General features: G+C 36.7%; 19 protein-coding genes. 8 read left to right on the plus strand and 11 right to left on the minus strand.

The window, feature by feature from the left end:
• Nucleotides 1-11: 11 nt before the first annotated feature.
• The 3 genes from clpB to pyrE all read right to left on the minus strand — a co-directional run bounded on the left by clpB (nucleotide 12) and on the right by pyrE (nucleotide 4102).
• Complete coding sequence (gene clpB, locus R2Q16_RS09355) at nucleotides 12-2609, minus strand: ATP-dependent chaperone ClpB (protein WP_316736632.1); 2598 nt, start codon at nucleotides 2607-2609, stop codon at nucleotides 12-14.
• Between the two features lie 394 nt (nucleotides 2610-3003).
• Complete coding sequence (locus R2Q16_RS09360; protein ID WP_316736633.1) at nucleotides 3004-3402, minus strand: SRPBCC family protein; 399 nt, start codon at nucleotides 3400-3402, stop codon at nucleotides 3004-3006.
• Nucleotides 3403-3436: 34 nt separating this feature from the next.
• Complete coding sequence (pyrE, locus tag R2Q16_RS09365) at nucleotides 3437-4102, minus strand: orotate phosphoribosyltransferase (RefSeq protein ID WP_316736634.1); 666 nt, start codon at nucleotides 4100-4102, stop codon at nucleotides 3437-3439.
• Here pyrE and R2Q16_RS09370 point away from each other — a divergent pair.
• Nucleotides 4101-4712, plus strand: a complete 612-nt coding sequence (locus R2Q16_RS09370; RefSeq protein ID WP_316736635.1) for an NUDIX hydrolase — start codon at nucleotides 4101-4103, stop codon at nucleotides 4710-4712. The genes pyrE and R2Q16_RS09370 overlap by 2 nt on opposite strands.
• 101 nt (nucleotides 4713-4813) lie before the next feature.
• Here the strand turns inward: R2Q16_RS09370 and coaD are convergent, their stop codons facing one another.
• From coaD to R2Q16_RS09385, 3 genes are all read right to left on the minus strand, one after another.
• Nucleotides 4814-5275, minus strand: a complete 462-nt coding sequence (gene coaD, locus R2Q16_RS09375; protein ID WP_316736636.1) for a pantetheine-phosphate adenylyltransferase — start codon at nucleotides 5273-5275, stop codon at nucleotides 4814-4816.
• Nucleotides 5276-5451: 176 nt separating this feature from the next.
• On the minus strand, nucleotides 5452-5988 hold the full coding sequence (locus tag R2Q16_RS09380; protein WP_316736637.1) for an RsmD family RNA methyltransferase: 537 nt from the start codon (nucleotides 5986-5988) through the stop codon (nucleotides 5452-5454).
• Nucleotides 5979-6782: a DUF3822 family protein gene (locus R2Q16_RS09385; protein WP_316736638.1), complete on the minus strand. Its 804-nt coding sequence runs from the start codon at nucleotides 6780-6782 to the stop codon at nucleotides 5979-5981. Before R2Q16_RS09385 ends, R2Q16_RS09380 begins: the two co-directional genes overlap by 10 nt.
• Before the next feature lie 470 nt (nucleotides 6783-7252).
• Here R2Q16_RS09385 and R2Q16_RS09390 point away from each other — a divergent pair, with 470 nt between their 5' ends.
• From R2Q16_RS09390 to R2Q16_RS09400, 3 genes are all read left to right on the plus strand, one after another.
• Nucleotides 7253-8392, plus strand: coding sequence for a putative sensor domain DACNV-containing protein (locus R2Q16_RS09390; RefSeq protein ID WP_316736639.1), 1140 nt, complete (start codon nucleotides 7253-7255; stop codon nucleotides 8390-8392).
• 261 nt (nucleotides 8393-8653) lie between these two features.
• Nucleotides 8654-10087, plus strand: coding sequence for an ATP-dependent RecD-like DNA helicase (locus R2Q16_RS09395; RefSeq protein ID WP_316736640.1), 1434 nt, complete (start codon nucleotides 8654-8656; stop codon nucleotides 10085-10087).
• Between the two features lie 92 nt (nucleotides 10088-10179).
• Nucleotides 10180-10848: an MCP four helix bundle domain-containing protein gene (locus R2Q16_RS09400; protein ID WP_316736642.1), complete on the plus strand. Its 669-nt coding sequence runs from the start codon at nucleotides 10180-10182 to the stop codon at nucleotides 10846-10848.
• Nucleotides 10849-11163: 315 nt separating this feature from the next.
• Here the strand turns inward: R2Q16_RS09400 and R2Q16_RS09405 are convergent, their stop codons facing one another.
• On the minus strand, nucleotides 11164-12009 hold the full coding sequence (locus tag R2Q16_RS09405; protein ID WP_316736643.1) for a S1 RNA-binding domain-containing protein: 846 nt from the start codon (nucleotides 12007-12009) through the stop codon (nucleotides 11164-11166).
• Nucleotides 12010-12387: 378 nt separating this feature from the next.
• On the opposite strand from R2Q16_RS09405, the gene R2Q16_RS09410 reads away from it, so the two are divergent.
• From R2Q16_RS09410 to R2Q16_RS09420, 3 genes are read left to right on the plus strand one after another with little or no spacing between them, the layout of a single operon-like run.
• Nucleotides 12388-14124 (plus strand): ABC transporter ATP-binding protein, encoded by a 1737-nt coding sequence (locus R2Q16_RS09410; RefSeq protein ID WP_316736644.1) that lies wholly within the window; start codon nucleotides 12388-12390, stop codon nucleotides 14122-14124.
• Nucleotides 14108-15868: an ABC transporter ATP-binding protein gene (locus R2Q16_RS09415; protein ID WP_316736645.1), complete on the plus strand. Its 1761-nt coding sequence runs from the start codon at nucleotides 14108-14110 to the stop codon at nucleotides 15866-15868. Before R2Q16_RS09410 ends, R2Q16_RS09415 begins: the two co-directional genes overlap by 17 nt.
• A 53-nt stretch (nucleotides 15869-15921) precedes the next feature.
• Nucleotides 15922-16812, plus strand: a complete 891-nt coding sequence (locus R2Q16_RS09420; RefSeq protein WP_316736646.1) for an SMP-30/gluconolactonase/LRE family protein — start codon at nucleotides 15922-15924, stop codon at nucleotides 16810-16812.
• A gap of 148 nt (nucleotides 16813-16960) precedes the next feature.
• Here R2Q16_RS09420 and R2Q16_RS09425 read toward each other — a convergent pair whose 3' ends face one another.
• Together R2Q16_RS09425 and R2Q16_RS09430 are read right to left on the minus strand one after the other, a co-directional pair.
• The gene (locus tag R2Q16_RS09425; protein WP_316736647.1) at nucleotides 16961-17248 is read right to left on the minus strand and encodes a putative quinol monooxygenase; all 288 of its coding nucleotides are present in this window, start codon (nucleotides 17246-17248) and stop codon (nucleotides 16961-16963) included.
• Nucleotides 17214-17852: an NAD(P)H-dependent oxidoreductase gene (locus tag R2Q16_RS09430; RefSeq protein ID WP_316736648.1), complete on the minus strand. Its 639-nt coding sequence runs from the start codon at nucleotides 17850-17852 to the stop codon at nucleotides 17214-17216. Before R2Q16_RS09430 ends, R2Q16_RS09425 begins: the two co-directional genes overlap by 35 nt.
• A 98-nt stretch (nucleotides 17853-17950) precedes the next feature.
• Here R2Q16_RS09430 and R2Q16_RS09435 point away from each other — a divergent pair, with 98 nt between their 5' ends.
• Nucleotides 17951-18847, plus strand: a complete 897-nt coding sequence (locus R2Q16_RS09435) for a LysR family transcriptional regulator (protein ID WP_316736649.1) — start codon at nucleotides 17951-17953, stop codon at nucleotides 18845-18847.
• A 40-nt stretch (nucleotides 18848-18887) separates the two neighbouring features.
• Here the strand turns inward: R2Q16_RS09435 and R2Q16_RS09440 are convergent, their stop codons facing one another.
• Nucleotides 18888-20528 (minus strand): TldD/PmbA family protein, encoded by a 1641-nt coding sequence (locus tag R2Q16_RS09440; protein ID WP_316736650.1) that lies wholly within the window; start codon nucleotides 20526-20528, stop codon nucleotides 18888-18890.
• Between the two features lie 541 nt (nucleotides 20529-21069).
• Entirely contained in the window at nucleotides 21070-22386 is a 1317-nt protein-coding gene (locus R2Q16_RS09445; protein WP_316736651.1) for a TldD/PmbA family protein, read from the minus strand.
• Between the last annotated feature and the right edge of the window lie 2 nt (nucleotides 22387-22388).

Here is a 22388-nt window from a genome sequence, read left to right on the forward strand (position 1 = left end):
ATTTATCTCAATTATTCGTTTTGATTAAGAAATACAAAATTATTGTCGAACATGTCAAGCTTTATTTTACTATCCTTATCAACTTTACCAGCCAATATTTCTTTTGATAGCTCGTTTAAAATCCGTTTCTGAATCACTCTTTTCAATGGCCTTGCACCAAATTGTGGGTCGTAACCTAATTGAGCCAACCAATCCAATGCTTCCGTAGAGGCATCCATTTCAATACCCATTTCGGCAAGTGTTTGTTGTACGTGCTTAAACTGAAGCGAAACAATATCTCTGATTTCACTACGATTTAAAGGCGTAAACATTATCAGTTCATCAATTCTATTCAAAAACTCCGGACGAATCGTTTGCTTTAAAACCTCAAACAATTCGTTTTTGGTTTTGGCAATAACTTCATCGCGGTTTTCATCATCCAGGTTTTTAAAATTATCTTGTATTAAATGTGCGCCGATATTAGATGTCATGATGATGATGGTATTCTTAAAGTTTACCGTTCTGCCTTTATTATCGGTTAAACGTCCATCATCTAAAACCTGCAATAAAATATTAAATACATCAGGATGTGCTTTTTCAATTTCGTCCAATAGCACAACCGAATAAGGTTTACGTCTAACGGCCTCGGTTAATTGTCCACCTTCATCGTAGCCCACATATCCCGGAGGCGCTCCAATTAATCTGGAAACGGCATGGCGTTCCTGGTATTCGCTCATATCAATACGGGTTAACGCATTTTCATCATTAAATAAAAACTCCGCTAATGCTTTAGCCAATTCGGTTTTACCAACACCAGTAGTACCTAAGAAAATGAATGAGCCGATTGGTTTGCGTTTATCTTGTAATCCTGCACGAGAACGGCGAATGGCATCAGAGATGGCTTCAATCGCTTCATCTTGCCCGGCAACTCGTTGATGTAGTTCAGCTTCAAGATTCAGCAATTTTTCTCTTTCACTTGCAATTAATTTCGTAACCGGAATACCGGTCCAACGGCCAACTACGCCCGCAATATCATCAGCAGTAACCTCTTCTTTAAGCATTCTGCTATCGCTTTGCTGATTCTCTAAATCGGCTTTAAGTTTTTCAAAGGTATCTTGCGCTTCTTTGATTTTACCATAACGGATTTCGGCAACCTTGCCATAATCTCCGGCACGTTCAGCTTGCTCAGCCTCCAGTTTATATTGCTCAATCAATTCAACTTGATTGTTAATATTATCAACCAGATTTTTTTCGCCCTGCCATTTAGCCTTTAATTCATCTCGCTCTGCTGAAAGGTTTGCAATATCTTCAGTAAGTTCTTTAACTTTCTTATCATCTTTTTCACGCTTGATGGCCTCACGCTCAATTTCCATACGCATAATCTCACGGTCTAAAGCATCAACATTTTCAGGTACGCTATCCATTTCCAGGCGTAATTTAGATGCGGCTTCATCCATTAAATCGATGGCTTTATCTGGTAAAAAGCGATCGGCAATGTAACGCTGACTCATTTCTACAGCAGCAATAATGGCTTCGTCTTTAATACGCACTTTGTGGTGTGTTTCGTAACGTTCTTTTAAACCACGCAAAATCGAAATCGCATCCTGTGTATCAGGCTCTTCAACCATAACCTTTTGAAAACGGCGTTCCAAGGCTTTATCTTTCTCTAAATATTTTTGATATTCATCTAAAGTTGTAGCACCAATGGCACGTAATTCGCCACGAGCCAAAGCAGGCTTTAAAATATTTGCAGCATCCATTGCACCTTCTCCGCCACCTGCACCAACTAAAGTGTGTATCTCATCAATAAATAGAATGATGTCGCCATCGCTTTGCGTTACCTCTTTAACTACGGCTTTTAGTCGCTCTTCAAATTCGCCTTTGTACTTAGCACCTGCAATTAAAGCACCCATATCTAACGAGTAAACGGTTTTGCTTTTCAGGTTTTCGGGTACATCGCCTTTTATAATTCTAAAAGCAATACCTTCTGCAATTGCAGTTTTACCAACACCTGGCTCACCAATTAAAATTGGGTTGTTTTTAGTTCTGCGAGATAAAATCTGAATTACCCGGCGAATTTCTTCATCACGACCAATAACCGGGTCTAACTTGCCGCTTTCGGCGTATTCATTCAAATTTCGGGCATATTTGCCTAAAGCCTGGTAAGTTGCTTCTGCATTTTGGTCGGTAACACGATTATCACCTCGTAATTCTGTAATGGCTTTTTTAAGATCTTTTTCGGTAACGCCTTGTTCTTTTAACAGCTTCGAAGTATTATCATTAACCGCTAAAATTCCAAGTAAAACGTGTTCAATGGAAACAAATTCGTCCTTAAATTCCTTTAAAAACGATTGCGCTTTCTGTAAAACATTATTTGCATTTGATGACAGATAGACATTGCTTCCACTAACTTTAGGAAACTTAGAAATTTCTGCATCTAATTTTTGATTTAATCCACTAAGGTTAACGTTTAGTTTCTTTAACACGTAAGAAACCACGTTTTCATCAACAGTAAGCAAACCCTTTAAAAGATGTGCCGTTTCTATAGCTTGTTGCTGATTGCCCTGCGCTATTTCAGAAGCCTGTTGAATTGCTTCCTGGGCTTTTATTGTAAAATTGTTGAAGTTCATATAACCGTTTTAATCAAAACAAATGCCACCGCATATTTGCTTTTTAAATCGGTAATTTTGTCGGTAAGAATTTATTTTTTATGACTAAGTTGCTGGTATATAGTGTTTTGTACTGAAGATTTGTCTTGTTTTTTAGATTTGTAAAGCAATTGTAGTAATGCTTTTGATTTTGTAGTCCCGCTTTACGCTGTATCCCCAATGAAAAATTGGGGATATCGCTGCAATCGGGTTTAGGTGGCGCAGCTTTTGCATCTATTTAAGAAAACCATAACGCATAAAAAAAGCATCTGCGTTTTATTTTGCAGATGCTTTTTTTCAGTTACCTGTCTTCAGTTGCCTGTTTGGTGTAACCGATTCAAACAATTAACCAATTCAAACAATTTAACTATTAACCTTATCCCAAAATCTCTTTTAGTTTTTCAGTCTGGTGGTCGGCTAACTTTTGTAAAGGACCAGAAGCCAACATCTTCATCATCATATTTAGATCGGCAGAAATAATATGTTTAGCAGTTGTTGTACCGTTTCCGTTATCAGCAACCGTCCATTTTAATTCCAAATCAAAAGGTGCTTTTTCTGTAGGTATTGCAATCAGTTCCTGATTTTCTACACGGTTTGAGATTTTAATTGCAAGTTTAGCCATATTTTGAATGGTAAAACGGGCCTCATCCTCAGTAGATGTCCAGTTATAAATATTTTCAGGCATTAGTTCCTGATGGTTGTTCATGTTCGATAGAAATGCGAAAACCTCGTTAACAGGTTTATTAATTTCTACAGCGCTTTCAATAATTGTCATTCGTAAATATTTGGTTTAGGAGATTTTTTTACTTTTATGACTCCGAATTAAGCACTTCGTTTTTGCCCCATTCTGATGGGTTTAAACGCCATTTGCCTAGTAATTCCATATCACTTTTAGCAATGATGCTGTGTTCGGCTGCATATTCGATTAATGCACCATAATTTGATAAGGTTAAATAACGACATTTAGCTGCGGCAAAGTTCTCATCTGCTTGTTCGAAACCGTAAGTGAAAATTGCGGCTAAGCCAGCTACAGATAATCCTGCAGCTTTTAACGCTTCAACAGCTTGTAAACTGCTTTTTCCTGTAGATATTAAATCTTCAATTACTACAACGCGTTGTCCTTCTACAACCTCACCTTCAATTAAACTGCCGGTTCCATGCTCTTTTGCTTTAGCACGTACGTAAATAAATGGTAAACCTAATTCCTGAGCAACTAAAACACCTTGTGGAATGCCAGCTGTTGCAACGCCTGCAATTACGTCAACAGCTCCAAATTCTTCTTGAATGGCTTGCGCTAACTTTTGGCGAATGTATGTTCTTACCTGTGGGTGAGAAAGGGTAATTCTGTTATCGCAATAAATTGGCGATTTCCAACCCGATGCCCAAGTAAAAGGATTATTAGGTTGTAATTTAATTGCCTTTATTTGTAATAAAAATTCCGCTACCTTTAATTCAATATCACTTTTATTATACATGGCCCAAAATTACAGAATTTATATCAACGATAACACTTTGTTTATATCAGATGTTTTGCCTGAACAAAAAGAAAAAATACAACAACTTGAAATTCAGGATTTTGATTTGCAAACATTTTATAAAAAATTAAAGAATGGGTCAAAAAAAAGCTACATTTTCTTAACCAAAAATCCCAAAGAAACCTTCAAACGGTTAAAAAAGAACTGTGAAATTATAAAAGCAGCAGGCGGTTTAGTAGAAAGTGTAAATGGAAATTTCCTTTTTATCTTCAGAAATAAGAAGTGGGATTTACCAAAAGGTAAGCTGGAAGATGGCGAAAACATGAAGGAAACTGCTGTTAGAGAAGTGGAAGAGGAGTGCGGTATTAAGGTTTTTAAACGTGAGGAAAAGCTTTGCAGAACTTACCATGTTTATCCGATGAATTCGAAAATGGTTATTAAAAAAACCAATTGGTATAAAATGAAAGTTAAAGGAGAGCCAAACTTGGTTCCTCAAAAGGAAGAAGGCATTGATGAAGCTGTTTGGCTGGATAGAAATCACCTTGGACCAATTGTAAAAAATACTTTTCCATCTATAATGGATGTGATGAGAGCCGGAGGGATTTTGTAAGTTTTGCTTTTTCACTTCCTATTTAATTGGGAATAGGAATGCAACAAATTAAAGCGCTCGTCATTCCCAATTCAATTGGGAATCTTAAAGCAATAATTTTTTTACAAAAACTCTAGAGCTTCTTGCGGTACAAAAGGACTAACATCGCCGTGATTTCTTAAGATATCTCTAACGATTGTAGAACTGATAGCAGAATATTCAGGTTTGCTTAAAAGTAAGATGGTTTCTACTTCAGGCATCATGGTTTGATTAATTTGCGCAATCGCTCTTTCGTACTCAAAATCTGATGCAGAGCGAATGCCACGAACCATGTAAGTTGCATTTATTTTGCGACAAAAATCAACCGTTAAGCCCTCATAAGTTTGAACTTCAATATTCTTGTATCCTTGAAAAACGGTTTCTAAGATGTGCAATCGTTGTTCAGCACTTAAAAAATTTTGTTTAGAACTATTTAAGCCAATGCCAATTACGATTTTATCAAAAAGAGGCGTAGCACGTTGTAAAATGTTAACGTGGGCAATGGTGATTGGGTCAAATGAACCTGGAAATAGCGCTATCTTCATAATTCAAATATAGATTTTTAGGCTGAAAGGAGAAAGGTTAAACATTCCTCGCAATGACGAGCGTTTATTTGAAGTATTTTTTTTGATCGTCACCCTTAATTTATTTCAGGGTCTTTTTTTCTTAAGATGCTGATCCCGAATATTCGGGACAGCATGACGGATGCCAAAACCTAAAGCTAACTAAACTCAAAGAAACTGAAAGACGAATTGCCATATTTTCGGGTTTCGGTATAACCCGGCTGACTATTCAATTTCATATTGCTTTGGTGTTCAACTACAAGTAATCCATTTGGTTTTAATAATTGCTGAGCAGCAACCATAACGGGAATTTGTGGGATGTTCGGCATGTTGTAAGGTGGGTCTGCGAAGATCAAATCGTAGCTGCCCGTCATCTGTTTTAGCAACTTAAAAACATCGCCTTTGCGCACATCAATTTGATTGAAATTATGTTTTTTGGCGGTTGTTTTAACCCAATTCACGCATCCGTAATCCAAATCAACTGCGAGAATGCTTTCTGCATCTCTTGAGGCAAATTCAAAAGTAAGGTTTCCTGTACCGCAAAATAAATCTAAAACGCTACAAGTTTCAAAATCGAATCTGTTGTTTAAGATGTTGAATAAAGCTTCCTTTGCCATGTCGGTTGTGGGCCTAACGGGCAAGTTTGTAGGCGGCTGTAAACGAATTCCTTTTAATTTTCCGCCAATTATCCGCATAAATCCAAAGCAAGAAGTCCGCTGAAATAATGTTGTGGCATATCTGCAAGCAATTCGTTGTTTTGCTTTGCGGCTGGTAAAAAGAAATATAAATTATTGAAATATTTCAAGAGGCAATTGTAATGTTCATCATCTTCATTTATAATACCCTGAAGATAAATTGGCACATTGTCGTTTAAATTTAACTGCTCCATTATTAGCAGCAGGAAATAGTTAAATTCATCAGCATTTTCGGATTGATAGTGATTTTGGAAAACTACCTTTTTATCTTTCACATACAGAATGTTAAAAGAAAGTGCTGTAAAATCAATTAGTAAAGATTCATCAGCCAAATGCTTAAATAAAGCAATTAAGGGTTCTGATTGAGGAAAAATTAAGGAATGCTTTGGTAATGTTTGTTTAACTTTTTCATCTAAGCAAAAAACGGTGTTGAAACCTAAGTTATTTTGTGTTGAATAAACCTGGTTTTCAGCGCCAAGATACTTCGCATAAACCGCTAAATTCTCTCCATCGAACCATTCGTCCGGAATAAAAATAAAATTTGAAGTATGGATTGCAGCTTTCACTGCAGCATAGTTCAAACTTAAATTTGCATCATTATCGAATGCAGTTTTTAGCTCAGCTTCTATAGAATCACAACCTTGTTTATCAAATATTGCGTTAATCGCTCCAGAATTCTTATCAACCAAGGCATAAGAGAAGCTGTCGTTGGTTATTTTTAACAATAAATGACAGTTTGCAGATGCCTCAGCTTTAAAGTTAGGGTCGACCAATAAAAGACTGTTTTTGCTCATTGAAACAAAAATAGAGTTTTTTAAGGATTAACCGCAAAGGGCGCAAAGTTTTTTCGCAATGAAAGATGAATTGGACACTGGAGTTTTACAATTAAGAATTTTTTAGGTTTTCGCCACGGAAACACGGATTTGCACGGAAGTTTTGTTTTTTATTAATTATTCCGAGATTTCTGTGCTTCCGTGGCAATAATTTTAGAATTTGTTTTCGCCACGGAAACACGGATTTACACGGAAGTTTTGTTCTTTATTAATTATTCCGAGATTTCTATGTTTCTGTGGCAATAATTTTTGAATTTGTTTTCGCTACGGAAATACGGATTTACACGGAAGTTTTGTTCTATATTAATTATTCCGTGATTTCTGTGCTTCCGTGGCAAACCGATTTACGGCTAAAGCATCTCAAAATCTTTTTACCAAACACAAACTTTTGCAAACATGAATATTTCAAAAATTCGGCTTAAATTCGAAACATGAGCTACCAACCTACCTATAAAGCAGCAAATACAATTGCTGGCACAATTGAGCAACATTTTATCAAGCTGCATCAAAATGCGATTGCGCAGGGAGAGGTTGATTTGGCGACACAACCCGATAAATTTACAATCGAAACCTTAATTGATGTTGCCTTTTGGAGCAGTTTAAGAAAAGAAGAAGGTCATTCGCCAAGAATTTCGATTGCCTTTTTGCCACCAGACCAAACTTCAAAACCATTGCTTTTTGCTAAAAAACTGGCATTAAATGCAAATACACTTACCAAAATTGCGCCTGGAATAGAACGTTCAGGAATACATCTTGGCGTATGGATGGAAGAGGGTGAGTTGTACATTTGGGGAACTACATTGAATATACCAAATTTTTGCTTTGTTGTAGATGTTTCTGAACCAGGTTTAATTGTAATTAAGCATCGCAGGATTTACGGAATAGGAAAGTTTACAAATGTTGCCGTTTTAAAAGGCGAGCAAATTCGAATTGTCGATGATACAAGCTGTGCCAATAGAGATTGTCCGCCGATTTTAAAAGCCTTACTTGATTTAACTGTTTTAGCCAGCTGGAATGACCCAATTAATATTTTAATACAATTTGCAGTTTCCATGCGTTCGCATGGGAGAGGTGGGGCCTTGTTAATTGTGCCAAAAGATGATAAAAAATGGGCCGAATCGATTATTCATCCAATAACTTATTTAATTGAGCCTCCTTTTTGTGGTTTATCCAATCTGGCTAAGCAAAGTGGCAATCAGACTGAAATATTTTCTCAGGGCGCATTACGCCGCGAAGTTGAGCATTTAGCAGGTTTAACAGCTGTTGATGGCGCAACAATTATAAACGAAGCATTCGATTTAATTGCCTTTGGTGCAAAAATTGGAAGGGCAAAGGGTAAACCTACTGTAGAGCAGATTGCCTTTTCTGAACCGATTGTTGGAGGAGAGGATAAAATTCTTTTTCCAGGTCAATTAGGTGGTACAAGACACTTTTCTGTAGCACAATTTGTTAACGACCAACCACAATCAATAGGTTTGGTTGCCTCTCAGGATGGACACTTTACCATATTTAGCTGGAGTGAAAAGCAAGGCGTTGTAATGGCGCATCGTATTGAAACCTTGTTGTTGTAAGTTAAATTGTTTAATTGCTTAATTGTTAAATTGAGCAATGTGCAACCCTTTTAAAATTTAGGTATTTTGCAGTAGCTGACATTAAAAATGGATTCTATCTTTGCAGCTTAAACCGTATTGAAGCGGCATCCCCCGATTTTACATCGGGGATATAGCGGAAAGACGGACTTTCGAAACCGATTAGCACTACAATTGCTTTCCAAAAAAAATATTTTCTGCTAACAATTACACAATTGGGCAGTTAAAACAATAAACAATACAATGTACATTAATAAAAACCAACTTATTGCAGAAGCCTACGAACACACGCCAACTAAAGAACAGCTTCTTTTTTGCGAGCGGATGTCGGTTTTTTTGCAAGATGAGGATGAATACAAATGTTTTGTGTTGAAAGGCTATGCAGGTACAGGTAAAACAACATCGGTGGCTGCGTTGGTTAAGGTTTTGGCAAAATTTAATTTGCGTAGCGAGCTGTTGGCTCCAACTGGCCGTGCGGCGAAGGTGATGAGCCAGTATTCGTACAGAAAAGCGTTAACGATACATAAAAGAATTTACCGAAAACGTTCGGCGGCATCACCAGAAATGCAATTTCAACTTGCCCCAAATTTATCAGAAAATACGCTTTTTATTATTGATGAAGCCTCGATGATTGCCGATGAGTTTAACGAAACGGGTTCATCTATTTTAAGAGATTTGTTGGAGTTTGTGTACAATACAAAAAACTGCTTTCTCCTTTTTGTTGGCGATACCGCACAATTACCGCCAGTTGGCAGTTTGGATAGTCCGGCGTTAAACGAGCAATACTTAAAAGATAAATTTGCATTAACCGTTACTTCGGTTGAATTAAAGGAAGTTGTTCGACAGGGTAAAAAATCGGGTATTTTAGCAAATGCAACCATGCTTCGTAATCAGATTAATAAAAATCCTGACAAACCTTTACCTAAGTTTTTAACTAAAAATTACACGGATATTTACAATATGGCAGGTGCCAGATTGGTTGAGGGTTTGGAATATGCATACCGAAAATTCGGAATGGAAAATACACTTGTGGTTTGCAGGTCGAATAAATCGGCAAATGTTTATAACCAGCAAATCCGTTCCAGGTTGCTTTACAGGGAAGAAGAACTTACAGGTGGCGACCAGATTATGGTGGTTCGTAATAATTACTTTTGGCTTCCGGATAATGATGAAACTGCTTTTATCGCCAACGGCGATATGGCAAAAGTAATTCGGGTTAGAGGTGAAGAGGAACGTTATGGTTTCCGCTTTGCGGATGCTACTTTAGAGTTTATGGATTTCCCAGCAGCAGGACAGGTAAGCTGTAAAGTGATGCTTGATACCTTAAGTTTAGAAACTGCAAACTTACCTTACGAGCAGAATAAGAAATTATTTGATGGTTTAAACGAGGATTACGAACACATTGCAAACAAACGCCAACGGATGCTGGCGATTAAACAAGATCCATTTTACAATGCCTTGCAGATAAAGTTTGCTTATGCGGTAACTTGCCATAAAGCACAAGGCGGACAGTGGGATGCTGTTTTTACCGACCAGGGTTATTTAACGGATGAAATGGTTGATTTGGATTTTCTCCGCTGGCTTTATACTGCTGTTACCAGGGCCAAACAAGAGTTATATTTAGTTAATTTTTCGCCATTGCTTTTTGCTAAAACGGCGCAGGAAGATTATTTTTAATTGTGATTATACCGATTTAAAGATTACATTGATAGCTACTTTAAATGTATTTTCTGTGTTTCGATGGCATAATATTACTAACCAAATAAATTATGAAATTTGCTTTCAGTATTAAAAACAAAATAAAAATAGCTTTTCTATTGTTCTGCATTATGTGCTGCACTTTATTAATCCGTTTTTTGGAAGATAAAAGTGTTACTAAAATAAATGATTCATTTATTTCTATGTACAATGATAGGTTGGTGCCTGCTACTGATTTATTTTTCATTGCCGAAAACCTTTATCATAAAAACAGCCTTCTACAGGATGCATTTGGAAGCGATAAAACCAATTCATCAACAATTATTTCGAAGATTGAAGGACATAACAGAAAAATAGATTCTGTTATAAATAAGTATGAGCTAACATTTTTGGTTAAGCAAGAAAAAGCATTTTTAAATGACTTAAAGAATGCATTAAAAACCCAACATCAAATGGAATTGCAGTTGTTTAATGTGGCGGAAGATGAAGCGGAAAGGATTTATGAAACTGTTGGTAGAAAAACCTTTGCTCAAACCTTAACTCAACTTTCCAAATTGATTAAAATACAATCAAAGGTTGGGGACGAGCTGATTAAGGATTCAAAGATATTTGTATCTGGTACTAAAGTTTATTCGTTTTTTCAAGTGCTTTTGGCAATTGCTATCGGGGCTTTAATTGTTAACATTGTTTCGGCTTCGAATGTTGTTAAAGTTCAGCAGGATAAATTTAATTTGAACTAAAATGGGTGGCCACAGATTGGCGTTTTTTTAATTAATAGTTGAAACGTGTTTGCCACGGAAACATGGAATTTTAAAACCGCTCCCTGTCAAAGTTTCTACTCCTCGTTCTTAACTGCAATCCCTCTCCTCAAGGAGAGGGAGAATGCAAATTAGCCCAACTACTTGCATTCAAAGGGTGAGGTTTTGCTTTTGTACGCAATTCTTTGACCTCTTTTGCCACGGAAACACAGAATAAACGGAAACCAAGCTACCTTTTATTGGTCTGTCATCCTGAGCGGAGTCGAAGGAAATCGGTAAATCTATGGCTAAAAAATATTAATCAGCCTCTTCGTCGATAATCAATCTAATTGAATCATCAGAGAGCATTATTTTGCGTTCTTTATAAAGCGAGCCGATAGTCTTTTTGAAAGCACTTTTGCTAATCTGAAAACGATGGTAAATCTCTTCCGGCGTACTTTTATCACCTAATTCTATAACGCCGCCACTTTTTTTCAATTCAGCTAACATCATCTCTTTTGAATCTAAAATGTGTCCGTAACCGCTCGGCTGTAAAGTCAAATCAATTTTGCCTTCAACGCGTATTTTTTTAATCCAGCCTTTGCGTTGCTCACCAATCTGGATGTTATCAAACACCTCGTTATGGTACAATAAACCAATATTAGTATTGTTTATAATCGCATTGTAGCCTAAATCTGTTTCCTCCGTTATCAATAAGCTTACTTCATCACCTTCTTCAAAATCGAAATCTTCCTCCTCCACAAAATCATATAATTTTGATGATGCTAATAAACGGTCGTTATTTTCATCCAAATAGATGTAAACCACGTATTTATAACCCTTTTGCATTGGTCTTTTTTGCTCTCGCTGTGGAACATAAACATCTTTATCGATGCCTAAATCCATAAAAACACCATCTTCACCATCAGATACTACTTTCAAAAAAGCGAAATCTCCAACTTCGGCATAAGCCTTTTGAGTCGTTCCGGTCAAACGTCCATCTTTTTGAATAAAAACAAAAACATTTAAATTATCGCCAATTTCAGCGTTTTGCGGAACGTATTGGTATGGTAGTAAAACTAATTTATCGCCGTCTGTTAAATTTAATCCGGCCTCCGTTTTACTTAAAATCCTTAATTCGTTGTATTTACCTATTTCAATCATTTTATTTTGGGTTATACCATTTTCTTCAATGGCGCAATTGCAAAGGTAGCAATGTTTATTTGGAATTGATTTTAAAAACTTTTGCCACGGAAGCACGGAAATCGCGGAAAATATAAATAGCAGATTTACAGATTTTATTTTTGTAATTGACCAGTAAATCTGTGGCTATAAATTTTTGAAAAAGCGGAAAAAAGTAAAGCAATGAGATATGAAATAAAATTTCCGTGTAAATCCGTGTTTCCGTGGCAAAACAAAATTACAATGAGTTAAATTCTACTTTATAATTAATCTGTAAGTCTGTAGCTAACAAAACCAAAAACTCAAATTAAAAACAACCTATTCCAATAAATGAATTAAATTTGAATCATATTCAAAAATATGGACAATCCCAAAAAAGCTAAGAAACCGAGTGTTTTTAGTCTGCTGGCAAATTATAAAGGTTTAATTTTTCTGCTTATTTTTTTCGCGTTATTAAGCAACGGTATCAACCTGTTAATTCCAAAAATTATTGCAAACGGGATTGATTCTTATTCGAATAAAACATTTAATTTGGAAACGATACTAACTTACTTTGCACTAGCAATTGTACTGGTTTTCATATTTACATACTTACAAAGTATTGTACAAACTTATGCTTCAGAAAAAGTTGCAAGAGATATTCGAACCAAACTTTCAGACCAAATTTCGAGGCAAAACCATGCTTACGTTCTGCAGGCAAATCCGGCAAGGTTATTAACCAATCTTACTGCCGATGCAGATTCCATTAAAATGTTCGTGTCTCAGGCGATTGTATCTATTGCCTCATCGTTATTTTTAATAGTTGGCGCAAGCATTTTGTTACTGATGATTAATTGGAAACTTGCCCTTTGCGTAATCGTAATTGTACCAATAATTGGCGGAGCATTTTTCTTTGTACTGAGTAAGGTTAAGGTTTTGTTTATAAAAAGTCGCGAGGTTATCGATTGGCTTAACAAAGTAATTAGCGAAAGTATTTTAGGCTCGGCACTTATTCGGTTAATTAATTCGCAACAGTTAGAGTACAATAAGTTCTTAGATGCAAATGCAAAAGCCCGTGATTTAGGCCTTTCAATTTTAAGGCTCTTCGCAGGCTTAATTCCGATAATCGTTTTTACCGCTAACTTATCTGGTCTGAGTATTTTGGTGCTTGGCGGTCATTTTGTAATTACAGATTCAATGACTTTAGGCGAATTTGCCGCTTTTAGCAGTTATTTAACCATGATTATCTTCCCGATTTTAGTTATAGGTTTTATGAGTAACGTTATTGCACAAGCTACGGCATCTTACCAAAGAATTGAAAGCGTTTTGAATGCGTCTCTAATAGAGCATCAAGGTATTTTAACTAAAAAACTTGCAGGCGAAGTTGAGGCTCAAAATATCTCGCTAAATTTCGGACAGAAACCAGTTTTGAAAAACATCTCGTTTAAGGTCGAACCAGGTTCAAAAGTGGCCATTATCGGGCCAACTGCTGCTGGAAAATCTCAACTTCTGCATATTTTAACCGGATTAATTGCACCAAGTAGTGGTGAAGTTTTATTTGATGGCAAAACAATCGACACTTATAATCAACATCATTTTTATAAGCAAGTGGGGTTTGTTTTTCAGGATAGCATCATTTTTAATTTAAGCATTCGTGAGAATATTGCTTTTAGCGATACCGTTACAGATGAATCGTTAATCAAAGCCATTGAAACAGCCGAGCTGAAAGATTTTATTGAAGCCTTGCCGGAAAAGCTAAATACCATCGTTTCTGAACGTGGCAGTAGTTTATCAGGTGGTCAAAAACAGCGGATTATGCTCGCTAGAGCTTTAGCGATTAACCCTAAAATTTTATTGCTGGATGATTTTACCGCAAGGGTTGATGCCAATACCGAAGCTCGTATTTTAGCCAATATCCAAAAGAATTATCCTTCGCTAACACTAATTTCGGTAACACAAAAAATTGCCTCAGTTGCACATTACGATAAAGTTATTTTAATCATGCAGGGCGAAATTATTGCCGAAGGCACACATCGGGATTTGTTGAAAACAAGTCCAGAATACGTACAGATTTTTAATTCACAACAGAGCACCAGCAATTATGAACTACAATCTTAACCAGCTTAGCCAAAAGCAGGAAAAGCAATCTACATATAAAGCTCTAAAGCGCCTTTTGAATTTAATTTCTGCCGAAAAGAAAAATCTTTGGCTGGCTTTAATTATCATTTTAGCTAATTCTGGGTTACTGTTACTTGGGCCATTATTAATAGGACATACCATTGATACATACATCAGAACCAAGCAATTTCACGGCGTTTTAATATTTGCAGGCATACTCTTGGCCATTTATTTGGTGGCGATGATAACTGGTTATTGGCAAACCAAATTAATGGGTGGCGTTGGCCAAAGGATGCTTTACACACTTCGCAATGCGATATTTAATAAGCTGCAAACCTTACCCGTTTCTTTTTTCAACCAGAATAAAGCTGGCGATTTAATTTCGAGGGTAAATAATGATACCGATAAATTAAATCAGTTTTTCTCACAGTCGCTGGTTCAGTTTATTGGCAGCATCGTAACTATGATAGGTGCTGGCATTTTCTTGCTTTCTATTCATATTGAATTGGGAGCTGCTGCATTATTACCCGCAGTTTTAATTGTGGCTTTTACTATGATTTTTTCACCATGGGTGAAGAAAAAAAATGCCATTAACTTGAAAAGTGTTGGTGCCATGAGTGCCGAGATACAGGAAAGTTTAAATAATTTTAAAGTAATTGTAGCCTTCAATAGGAGAGATTACTTTAGAGAGAAATTCAACAAGGCTAACAAAGAAAACTATAAAACCGCAATTGGTGCAGGTTTGGCCAATAATATTTTTGTTCCGGTTTACGGTTTGTTTGCGAGTGCTGCACAACTTATTGTGTTGCTTTTTGGAATCTATTTAATTTCTAAAGGTAATTTTACACTGGGTTTGCTTGTGAGTTATATTGCCTACACAACAAGTTTTTATAATCCGCTTCGCCAATTGGCTGCATTGTGGACAAGTTTTCAGGTGGCTATGGCAAGTTGGGACAGGATTTCGCAAATTCTATTATTGGAGAATGATTTGAAGCAAATTGAAAATAAGGAAGCTTCACAGTCTGATGCTTTAGTAGAATTTAGAAATGTTCACTTCTCTTATGATGACAGTAAAGAAATTCTGCACAACATCAATTTGCGTTTTGATAAAGGTAAAACCTATGCTTTAATTGGTCCTACAGGTGGCGGAAAAACGACAACTGCTTCTCTAATTTCTCGTTTGTACGATGCCACCAAAGGAACAGTTTTGCTAGATGGTAAAGATATCAGAAGCTTTTCTGACGAAGAACGCAGTAAAAAAATAGGTTTTATCCTTCAAGAACCATTTCTGTTTAGTGGAACAGTTAAAGAGAATATCTTGTATGGAAATAGTAAGCTTAGAGATTTGAGTGATGATGAACTAAAACAAATAATCCAAGAAGCTAATTTGAATGAAATTCTTGCAGTTTTTGATGAAGGATTGAATACTGTAATCACATCAGCATCAGATGGAATAAGTTTAGGGCAAAAACAGTTAATTGCTTTTATGAGGGCTGTTTTGCGTAACCCAGAATTGCTAATTTTAGATGAGGCAACTGCAAATATTGATACCATAACCGAACAACTTTTAGGTAATATTTTGAACAAATTATCAAAAGAAACAACTTTGGTTATTATTGCGCACAGGCTCAATACTATTGAAAATGCTAATGAAATCTATTTCGTAAATGACGGCGAAGTGCAAAAAGCGGGCACTTTGAATGATGCGTTAGATATGCTTTTAAATGAGAAAAGGGCTAGTTAAAACTCTAAAATTAATTACAACCGATTATCCGGAATATTGCCAAATAAAACCCAATGAAAAAATATTCTCTGCTACTATGTGTAATTTCCTTTTACACAACTTTATCTTATGCTCAGTCTGCGTCTCCAATTTTTGTTCAAGATAGTTTAAAACTTATTTCATCTCAATTTGAATTCACGGAAGGCGCATCAGTTGATAAGGCAGGCAATATTTTCTTTACCGACCAGCCAAATGATAAGATTTGGAAATATGATACTGATGGAAAGCTCAGTCTCTACATGGATAAAAGTGGTCGTGCAAATGGAACTTACTTTGATCAGCAAGGGAATTTAATTGTATGCGCCGATGAAAATAATCAAATCTGGTCAATTGATAAAAAGAAACAATTAAGGATTCTTTTTACAGATATAGATGGAAAGAATGCGAATGGCCCTAATGATATTTGGTTAGATTTGAAAGGCGGAATTTATTTCACCGACCCTTATTATCAACGCGATTACTGGACAAGAAAAGCGACTGAACTTGATGGAGAAAAGGTTTATTACATCCCAAAGGGAAGAAAAAAAGCAATACTTGTTGCCGATGGTTTTGCCAGACCAAACGGAATTGTTGGAACACCAGATGGAAAGTATTTATACATTGCAGATAGAGTTGCTGATGTTACTTACCGATACGAAATTAGTGATGATGGCTCGCTCAATAATCGGAAATTGATGTTTAAGCAAGGTTCTGACGGAATGACTTTAGATAGCAATGGAAACATCTACATTACGGGTAAAGGTGTTGATGTCTATAATCCATTGGGTGAAAAAATCGGGCACCTGAATGTCCCGGAAAATTGGTGTGGAAACATTTGCTTTGGCGGGAAAAATCGAAATATTTTGTTCATAACGGCATCAAAATCGCTTTACTCAATAGTAACAAAAGCTAAAGGGGTAGAGTAGTTGTTTAAAGGGAATCAGCCTATTGGATTATACAAATCCTCTGGCTAATAATTATTTACGTACTAAGTATAGCTGAATATATCCGGGTTTGCGTAAAGCTAGCCTGGCAATTGCATGGCTAGCTTTATGCGCATGAGTGATTTTTCGGTTAACTGATTTTGACTGTTTTTAATATTTGTATGTCAGCAAGCAATTCTTCTGATGATTTTACGAAATCAATAATGTAAGGCTGTTCATTGTGCCAATCCAAACCAGATTGGCTAGCCCAAATTTCGTTAAATACAAAGCTGTTTTCATCTTCAGTTGACTGAAATAAATCATATTGTAAGCAGGCTTCTTCTTTTCTAGAATGTTGTACCATATTTTGAAGAATAGGCTTTAATCGCTCTGATCTGCCGTCTTTAGATTGCACAATGGCTGTTAAGTATACTTTCATTTTCAATTTTATTATCTATAAATAATTTAACTAAATGTTTATTGTAGTTATCTAAATCCCGGAGGATATATTCATTTTTCATCACATCATGAAAGTGAATACTTTCTAAAGGTTTCATACCCGTAAATGCATTCATTCTGTGAAAGCCAAACATAACCCCCTCATCCACACTGTGCTGGTTAAAAAATTCTCCGGGTAAAGTGAAAGCCTCTTGTGGCGCATTCCAGGAAGTGGTAAGCATGTAATTTTTACCATGAAGCATACCACCAGTTCCATAATTTATTGATGGGTTGGCAGCGGTTCGCCCATCGCTATTGTAAATTCCAGTCTTATGTCCTTCAGTAAAAACAGTATCAATATATTCTTTAAAGCCATGCGGGAGTTGAAACCACCAAATCGGTGTATGGTAAATTACAACATCTGCCCATTTATATTTCTCAACCTCTTCTTTTAAATTGTAAGGTTGATTAATATCTGTTGATTTAACTTGGAAATCAGGATTGCTTTGGAAAAACGATAGTGTTGCTTCTAATAACGATTTATTGAATTGACCACCAGAGTGACCGAAAACTTGCCCTCCGTTTATAACAAATATATTTTTCATCTTTTTATGTTTTCTTTTATTGAGACAAAATTACAGCGCATTATTTCATTAATAAAATAATATAAATTATACATTTGTATCATAATTATAATAGAATTATGATAAACTTAGAATGGTTCAGAACATTTAAGGCTATTTATGAGACCGGTTCGTTAACCGCTGCTGCCGAAAATTTATTTATATCGCAACCCGGAGTCAGCTTACATTTGAGTTCTTTAGAGAGTTATGTTGGCTACAAACTTTTCGATAGGGCATCGAGAAAAATGGTATCTACAGAACGAGGTAAAGTGATGTATAACTATGTTCAAGAGGCATTATGCAAATTGGAGGAAGCAGAAAAACATTTTCATAAATCAACAGAAAAAGACGTTCCCACTATTAGTATTGGAATGTGTTTTGAAACTTTTCAGTTTACGTTAGAATCTTATTTGCCAAGTTTACCATTCAATGTAATCATCAAATTTGGAGATTATCCGCAAATGCTTGCTGATTTGGATAGTGGTATACTTGATTTAATTATTACTCCGCAAAAAGGAGATTACAAAAATCTACTTTACAAGCCCTTTTTCAAAGAGAAACTCGTTGTTGTAGCAGGAACAGAAACAGACACCGGTGCAGTTGATGATTTCTTTAAAACCAATAATCTTTTGGAGATACAAAGCTGGCTGAAGAAGCAAATCTGGTACGGTACAGCTGGAGATATGGAACACTTAAGAAGATTTTGGCATATTAATTTTGGTGCGAGGCCCGATTTTAAACCAAATTACATTGTTCCGAATATATGTTCTATTCTACGCTGTTTAAGCGTTGGAAAAGGAGTAGCCGTAGTTCCTGATTTTCTTTCAAAGAAGGAATTAGAATCTGGTCGTGTTAAAATTCTGTGGGATGGTTATAATCAAATAGAAAATACCTTGTATTTCGGAACACGTAAGAAATCGATTTACGAGGAACAGATAAAAGTCGTGCAGGGAATATTTGAGAAGGAGATGGTTTAAAATACTCAGCCGCAGATTTTTCTGCAGCTGAGTATTAATTTTAACCTAATCTTCTGCCGGTATTAATTACGTTAACACCATTAAAACGAGTAGTTGGACTGCCATGAGATACAGCACTTGCTTGTCCGGGCTGACCCTTTCCATCAGAAAAAGTTCCACCTAAACGGTAATCATTTTTATCGCAACGCTGAACACATGAATTCCAGAATTCTTGTGTATTGGCCTGATAAGCTGCATCTTTAAACATGCCTACGATTTTACCCTCTTTAATTTCGTAAGCCAATTGCGCACTGAACTGGAAGTTGTAACGTTGCTGGTCAATAGAATAAGAATTTCTACCAAACATATAAATGCCTTTCTCTACATTTTTAACCATATCTGCGGCACTCAATGCTGCATTTCCCGGCGCTAATGAAACGTTTGGCATTCTTTGAAACTGGATGCTATCCCAGCTATCAGCATAACAACAGCCTTGAGATTCTTTAAGTCCGAGGATATGCGCCTGGTCTCTAATGGTTTGGTAGTTCACCAAAATACCATCTTTAATAATATCCCAGTTGCCGCATTTAACGCCTTCATCATCGTAACCAACTGCGCCTAATGAACCTGTTTCGGTTTTATCGGCTAGAATATTTACTTCCTTGCTGCCAAAATTGAATTTTTTGGATTCCCATTTATCCAGGGTAAGGAAACTTGTTCCGGCGTAATTGGCTTCATAACCTAAAACTCTATCTAACTCTGTTGGGTGACCAACAGATTCATGAATGGTTAGGAATAGGTGAGAAGGGTCTAAAACCAAATCGTATTTGCCTGGAGGTATTGGCTTGGCTTTTAACTTTTCATCAACATGAACTGCTGCTTCGCGAACATCTTCAAGAATGTCGTAACGTTTTTTGTACATGGTAACAGGGCCGCCTTTTATTTTTTCTTCATCTTTTGGTTTTAAGTATTCAAAACCCATTCCCATTGGTGCACTTAAAGCATTTCTGGTTTCGAATTTACCGCTTGCAGCATCGGTTTTAGTTAAAGTAAAAGTTGGCCAAATGCGGTGTATATCCTGGTCGATGTAAGAACCATCGGTTGAAGCGAAATACTTTTGCTCGTTAATCATAAACAGATTGGAGTTGATGTATTTGGCTCCGCCCTTCATGGCTTCGTTATTAACATTCAAAAGCAAATCAACTTTGTCTTTTATTGGTACTTCAAATGCGTTAATTTCGATTGGGGTTTTCCAGCTAACTTCTCCAAAACCTTTCTGTGCCGCAAGTTGAACAGGTTCTTCCATTAGTTTTGAATTCCCTTTGGCAATTGCAACGGCCGCTTCGGCAGCTTTGGCAATACTTGCATTATCAAGATTGTTGGTTGCGGCGAAACCCCATGCTCCATTAGCAATAACACGCACACCTAAACCATATGATTCTGCATTGGAAATGTTTTCTACGCGGCTTTCGCGAGTGGCTACAACCTGATTTAGGTATCTTCCGATTCTTACATCAGCATAGGTTGCACCCTTACTTTTTGCAGCGTTTAGCGCCACATCGGCCATTTTTTTCTTTAGTGCAACATCAACAGGTGTTAATGCCTCTTCCACAGAAATAATTTTACCAAAGGCAGATAGGTTTGGAAGCATGGTTGTACCAACGCCAACGCCAGTCATGTATAGAAAATCTCTTCTTCTCAATTTTAATTTTTTTTATGGATTGTTGTCATTTGCTAATACGGCCGTCATTGCAGGTAGAGAGCAATCCTAATGCGTTCGTAATAGTCGTCATCTCGACTGAAGCGCAGCGGAATGGAGAGATCTTTAAAGCAATTCTATTGTTTTCAACAGAAAAGATTTCTCGGCTTCGCTCGAAATGACGGTTTTGCTGTTTAATTTATCCAGGATGCTTTTTACGACCCGTCATTGCGAGGCACGAAGCAATCCTAATGCGTTCGTAATAGTCGTCATCTCAACTGAAGCGCAGCGGAACGGAGAGATCTTTTAAATAGCTAAATTATTCTAACAGAAAAGATTTCTCGGCTTCGCTCGAAATGACGGTTTATTGTTTAATTTATCCAGGATGCTTTTTACTATCGTCATTGCGAGGTACGAAGCAATCTCTTTATAACGAATAGATTGCTTCGGCTTGCTTAAACCCAGTCTCGCAATGACGACCAATTTAATATTGTATATTATTGCGAAACTGATTTGCTTTTTAATGACTGGTTAAATACTATTGTTAAATCGCATCAGACAATGATGTGAACGTAAAATCACGGATTTTCATCGGTGGGATTAAACCACTTCCGGTTCTAACCGGTTTGCCTAAAGCCTCAACATTGTTTAGCATAATCACTGGACTTTCATTAAATCTGAAGTTTTTAATCGGAAATTTAATTTCACCATTTTCGATGTAGAAAGTACCGTCACGTGTTAAACCTGTTAATAGTAAGGTTTGTGGATCAACCGAACGGATGTACCAAAATCTGGTAACTAAAATTCCTTTTTCGGTGCTTTTGATTAAATCTTCAAGCGATTGTGTACCACCTTCCATCACAATACTACGACTGAAGGGTAGAGGTTGCGCATTTTTCTGAGCTGCCCAGTATCTTGAATATGAAAGGTTTTTAACCACACCTTTTTCTACCCATTGTGTTCTTTTCAATGGTAAACCATCACCGCTCCAGGTAGAAGATGGAACTTCAGGATTAAGCGGATCAGAATAAATGTTTACGTTTTCAGAAAATAGCTGTTCGCCTAAACGTGTACCGCCTCCTTTTTTACTCATGAAACTTCTACCTTCATCAGCACTGCGGGCATCAAATCCCCTGAACATATTGCCAAGCATATCACTTGCCGCAAGCGGCTCCAGAATTACAGTATATTTTCCTGGTTCAATTGCTTTTGCACCAGCTGAGCCATTGGCTTTACTTGCTGCAATTTTACTAAGGGCAAGCGTGTCCATTTTGGATAAATCATTAAAATCTTGCTCTACATAGCCAGAACCTGTTCCTTGTTTATTTCTAACGGTTACTGAGAAAGAAACGCCTGTGCCTTTATTGTATGCAAATAAACCTTTTGAGTTCATTATAGCGGTAAAGTTGGTCGAGTTTTCTAAAAACCCTGCAGCATCTAAGCCAGCAGCTTTTGAAACACTTAAACTTTTGGCAACCATTTCAGCCCTTGTGTCTGGTGTCATGGCCGCAGTATTTGCATTATAGGTTTTAGATTCTGCAAAAGTTTGGGGACCTAATAATGGCATAAATTCAGGGTTTTCAGGCGCCAGCATTGCGAGCTCTTCAGCACGTTTTACAACCTTTTGTAGAGATGCATCATCAAATTCGTTAATCGTTGCCGAACCTGTTTTTTTACCATAGGTTGAGCTTACACCTAAACTCATGGTGCTGATTTGTCCTGCAGTAGATACCGCATTACGGGCATAACGAATATTTCCGCCGTCAGAACCTCGTAAACTTACTTCGCAGAAATCGGCTTTAGAGAAACCAATTACCTTTTTTAATATCGCCTGGGCTTCTTCTTTACTTAATATGGCCATAA

Origin of the sequence: Pedobacter aquatilis, from assembly GCF_032678425.1 — a bacterium.
Taxonomy (GTDB): Bacteria; Bacteroidota; Bacteroidia; order Sphingobacteriales; family Sphingobacteriaceae; genus Pedobacter; species Pedobacter aquatilis_B.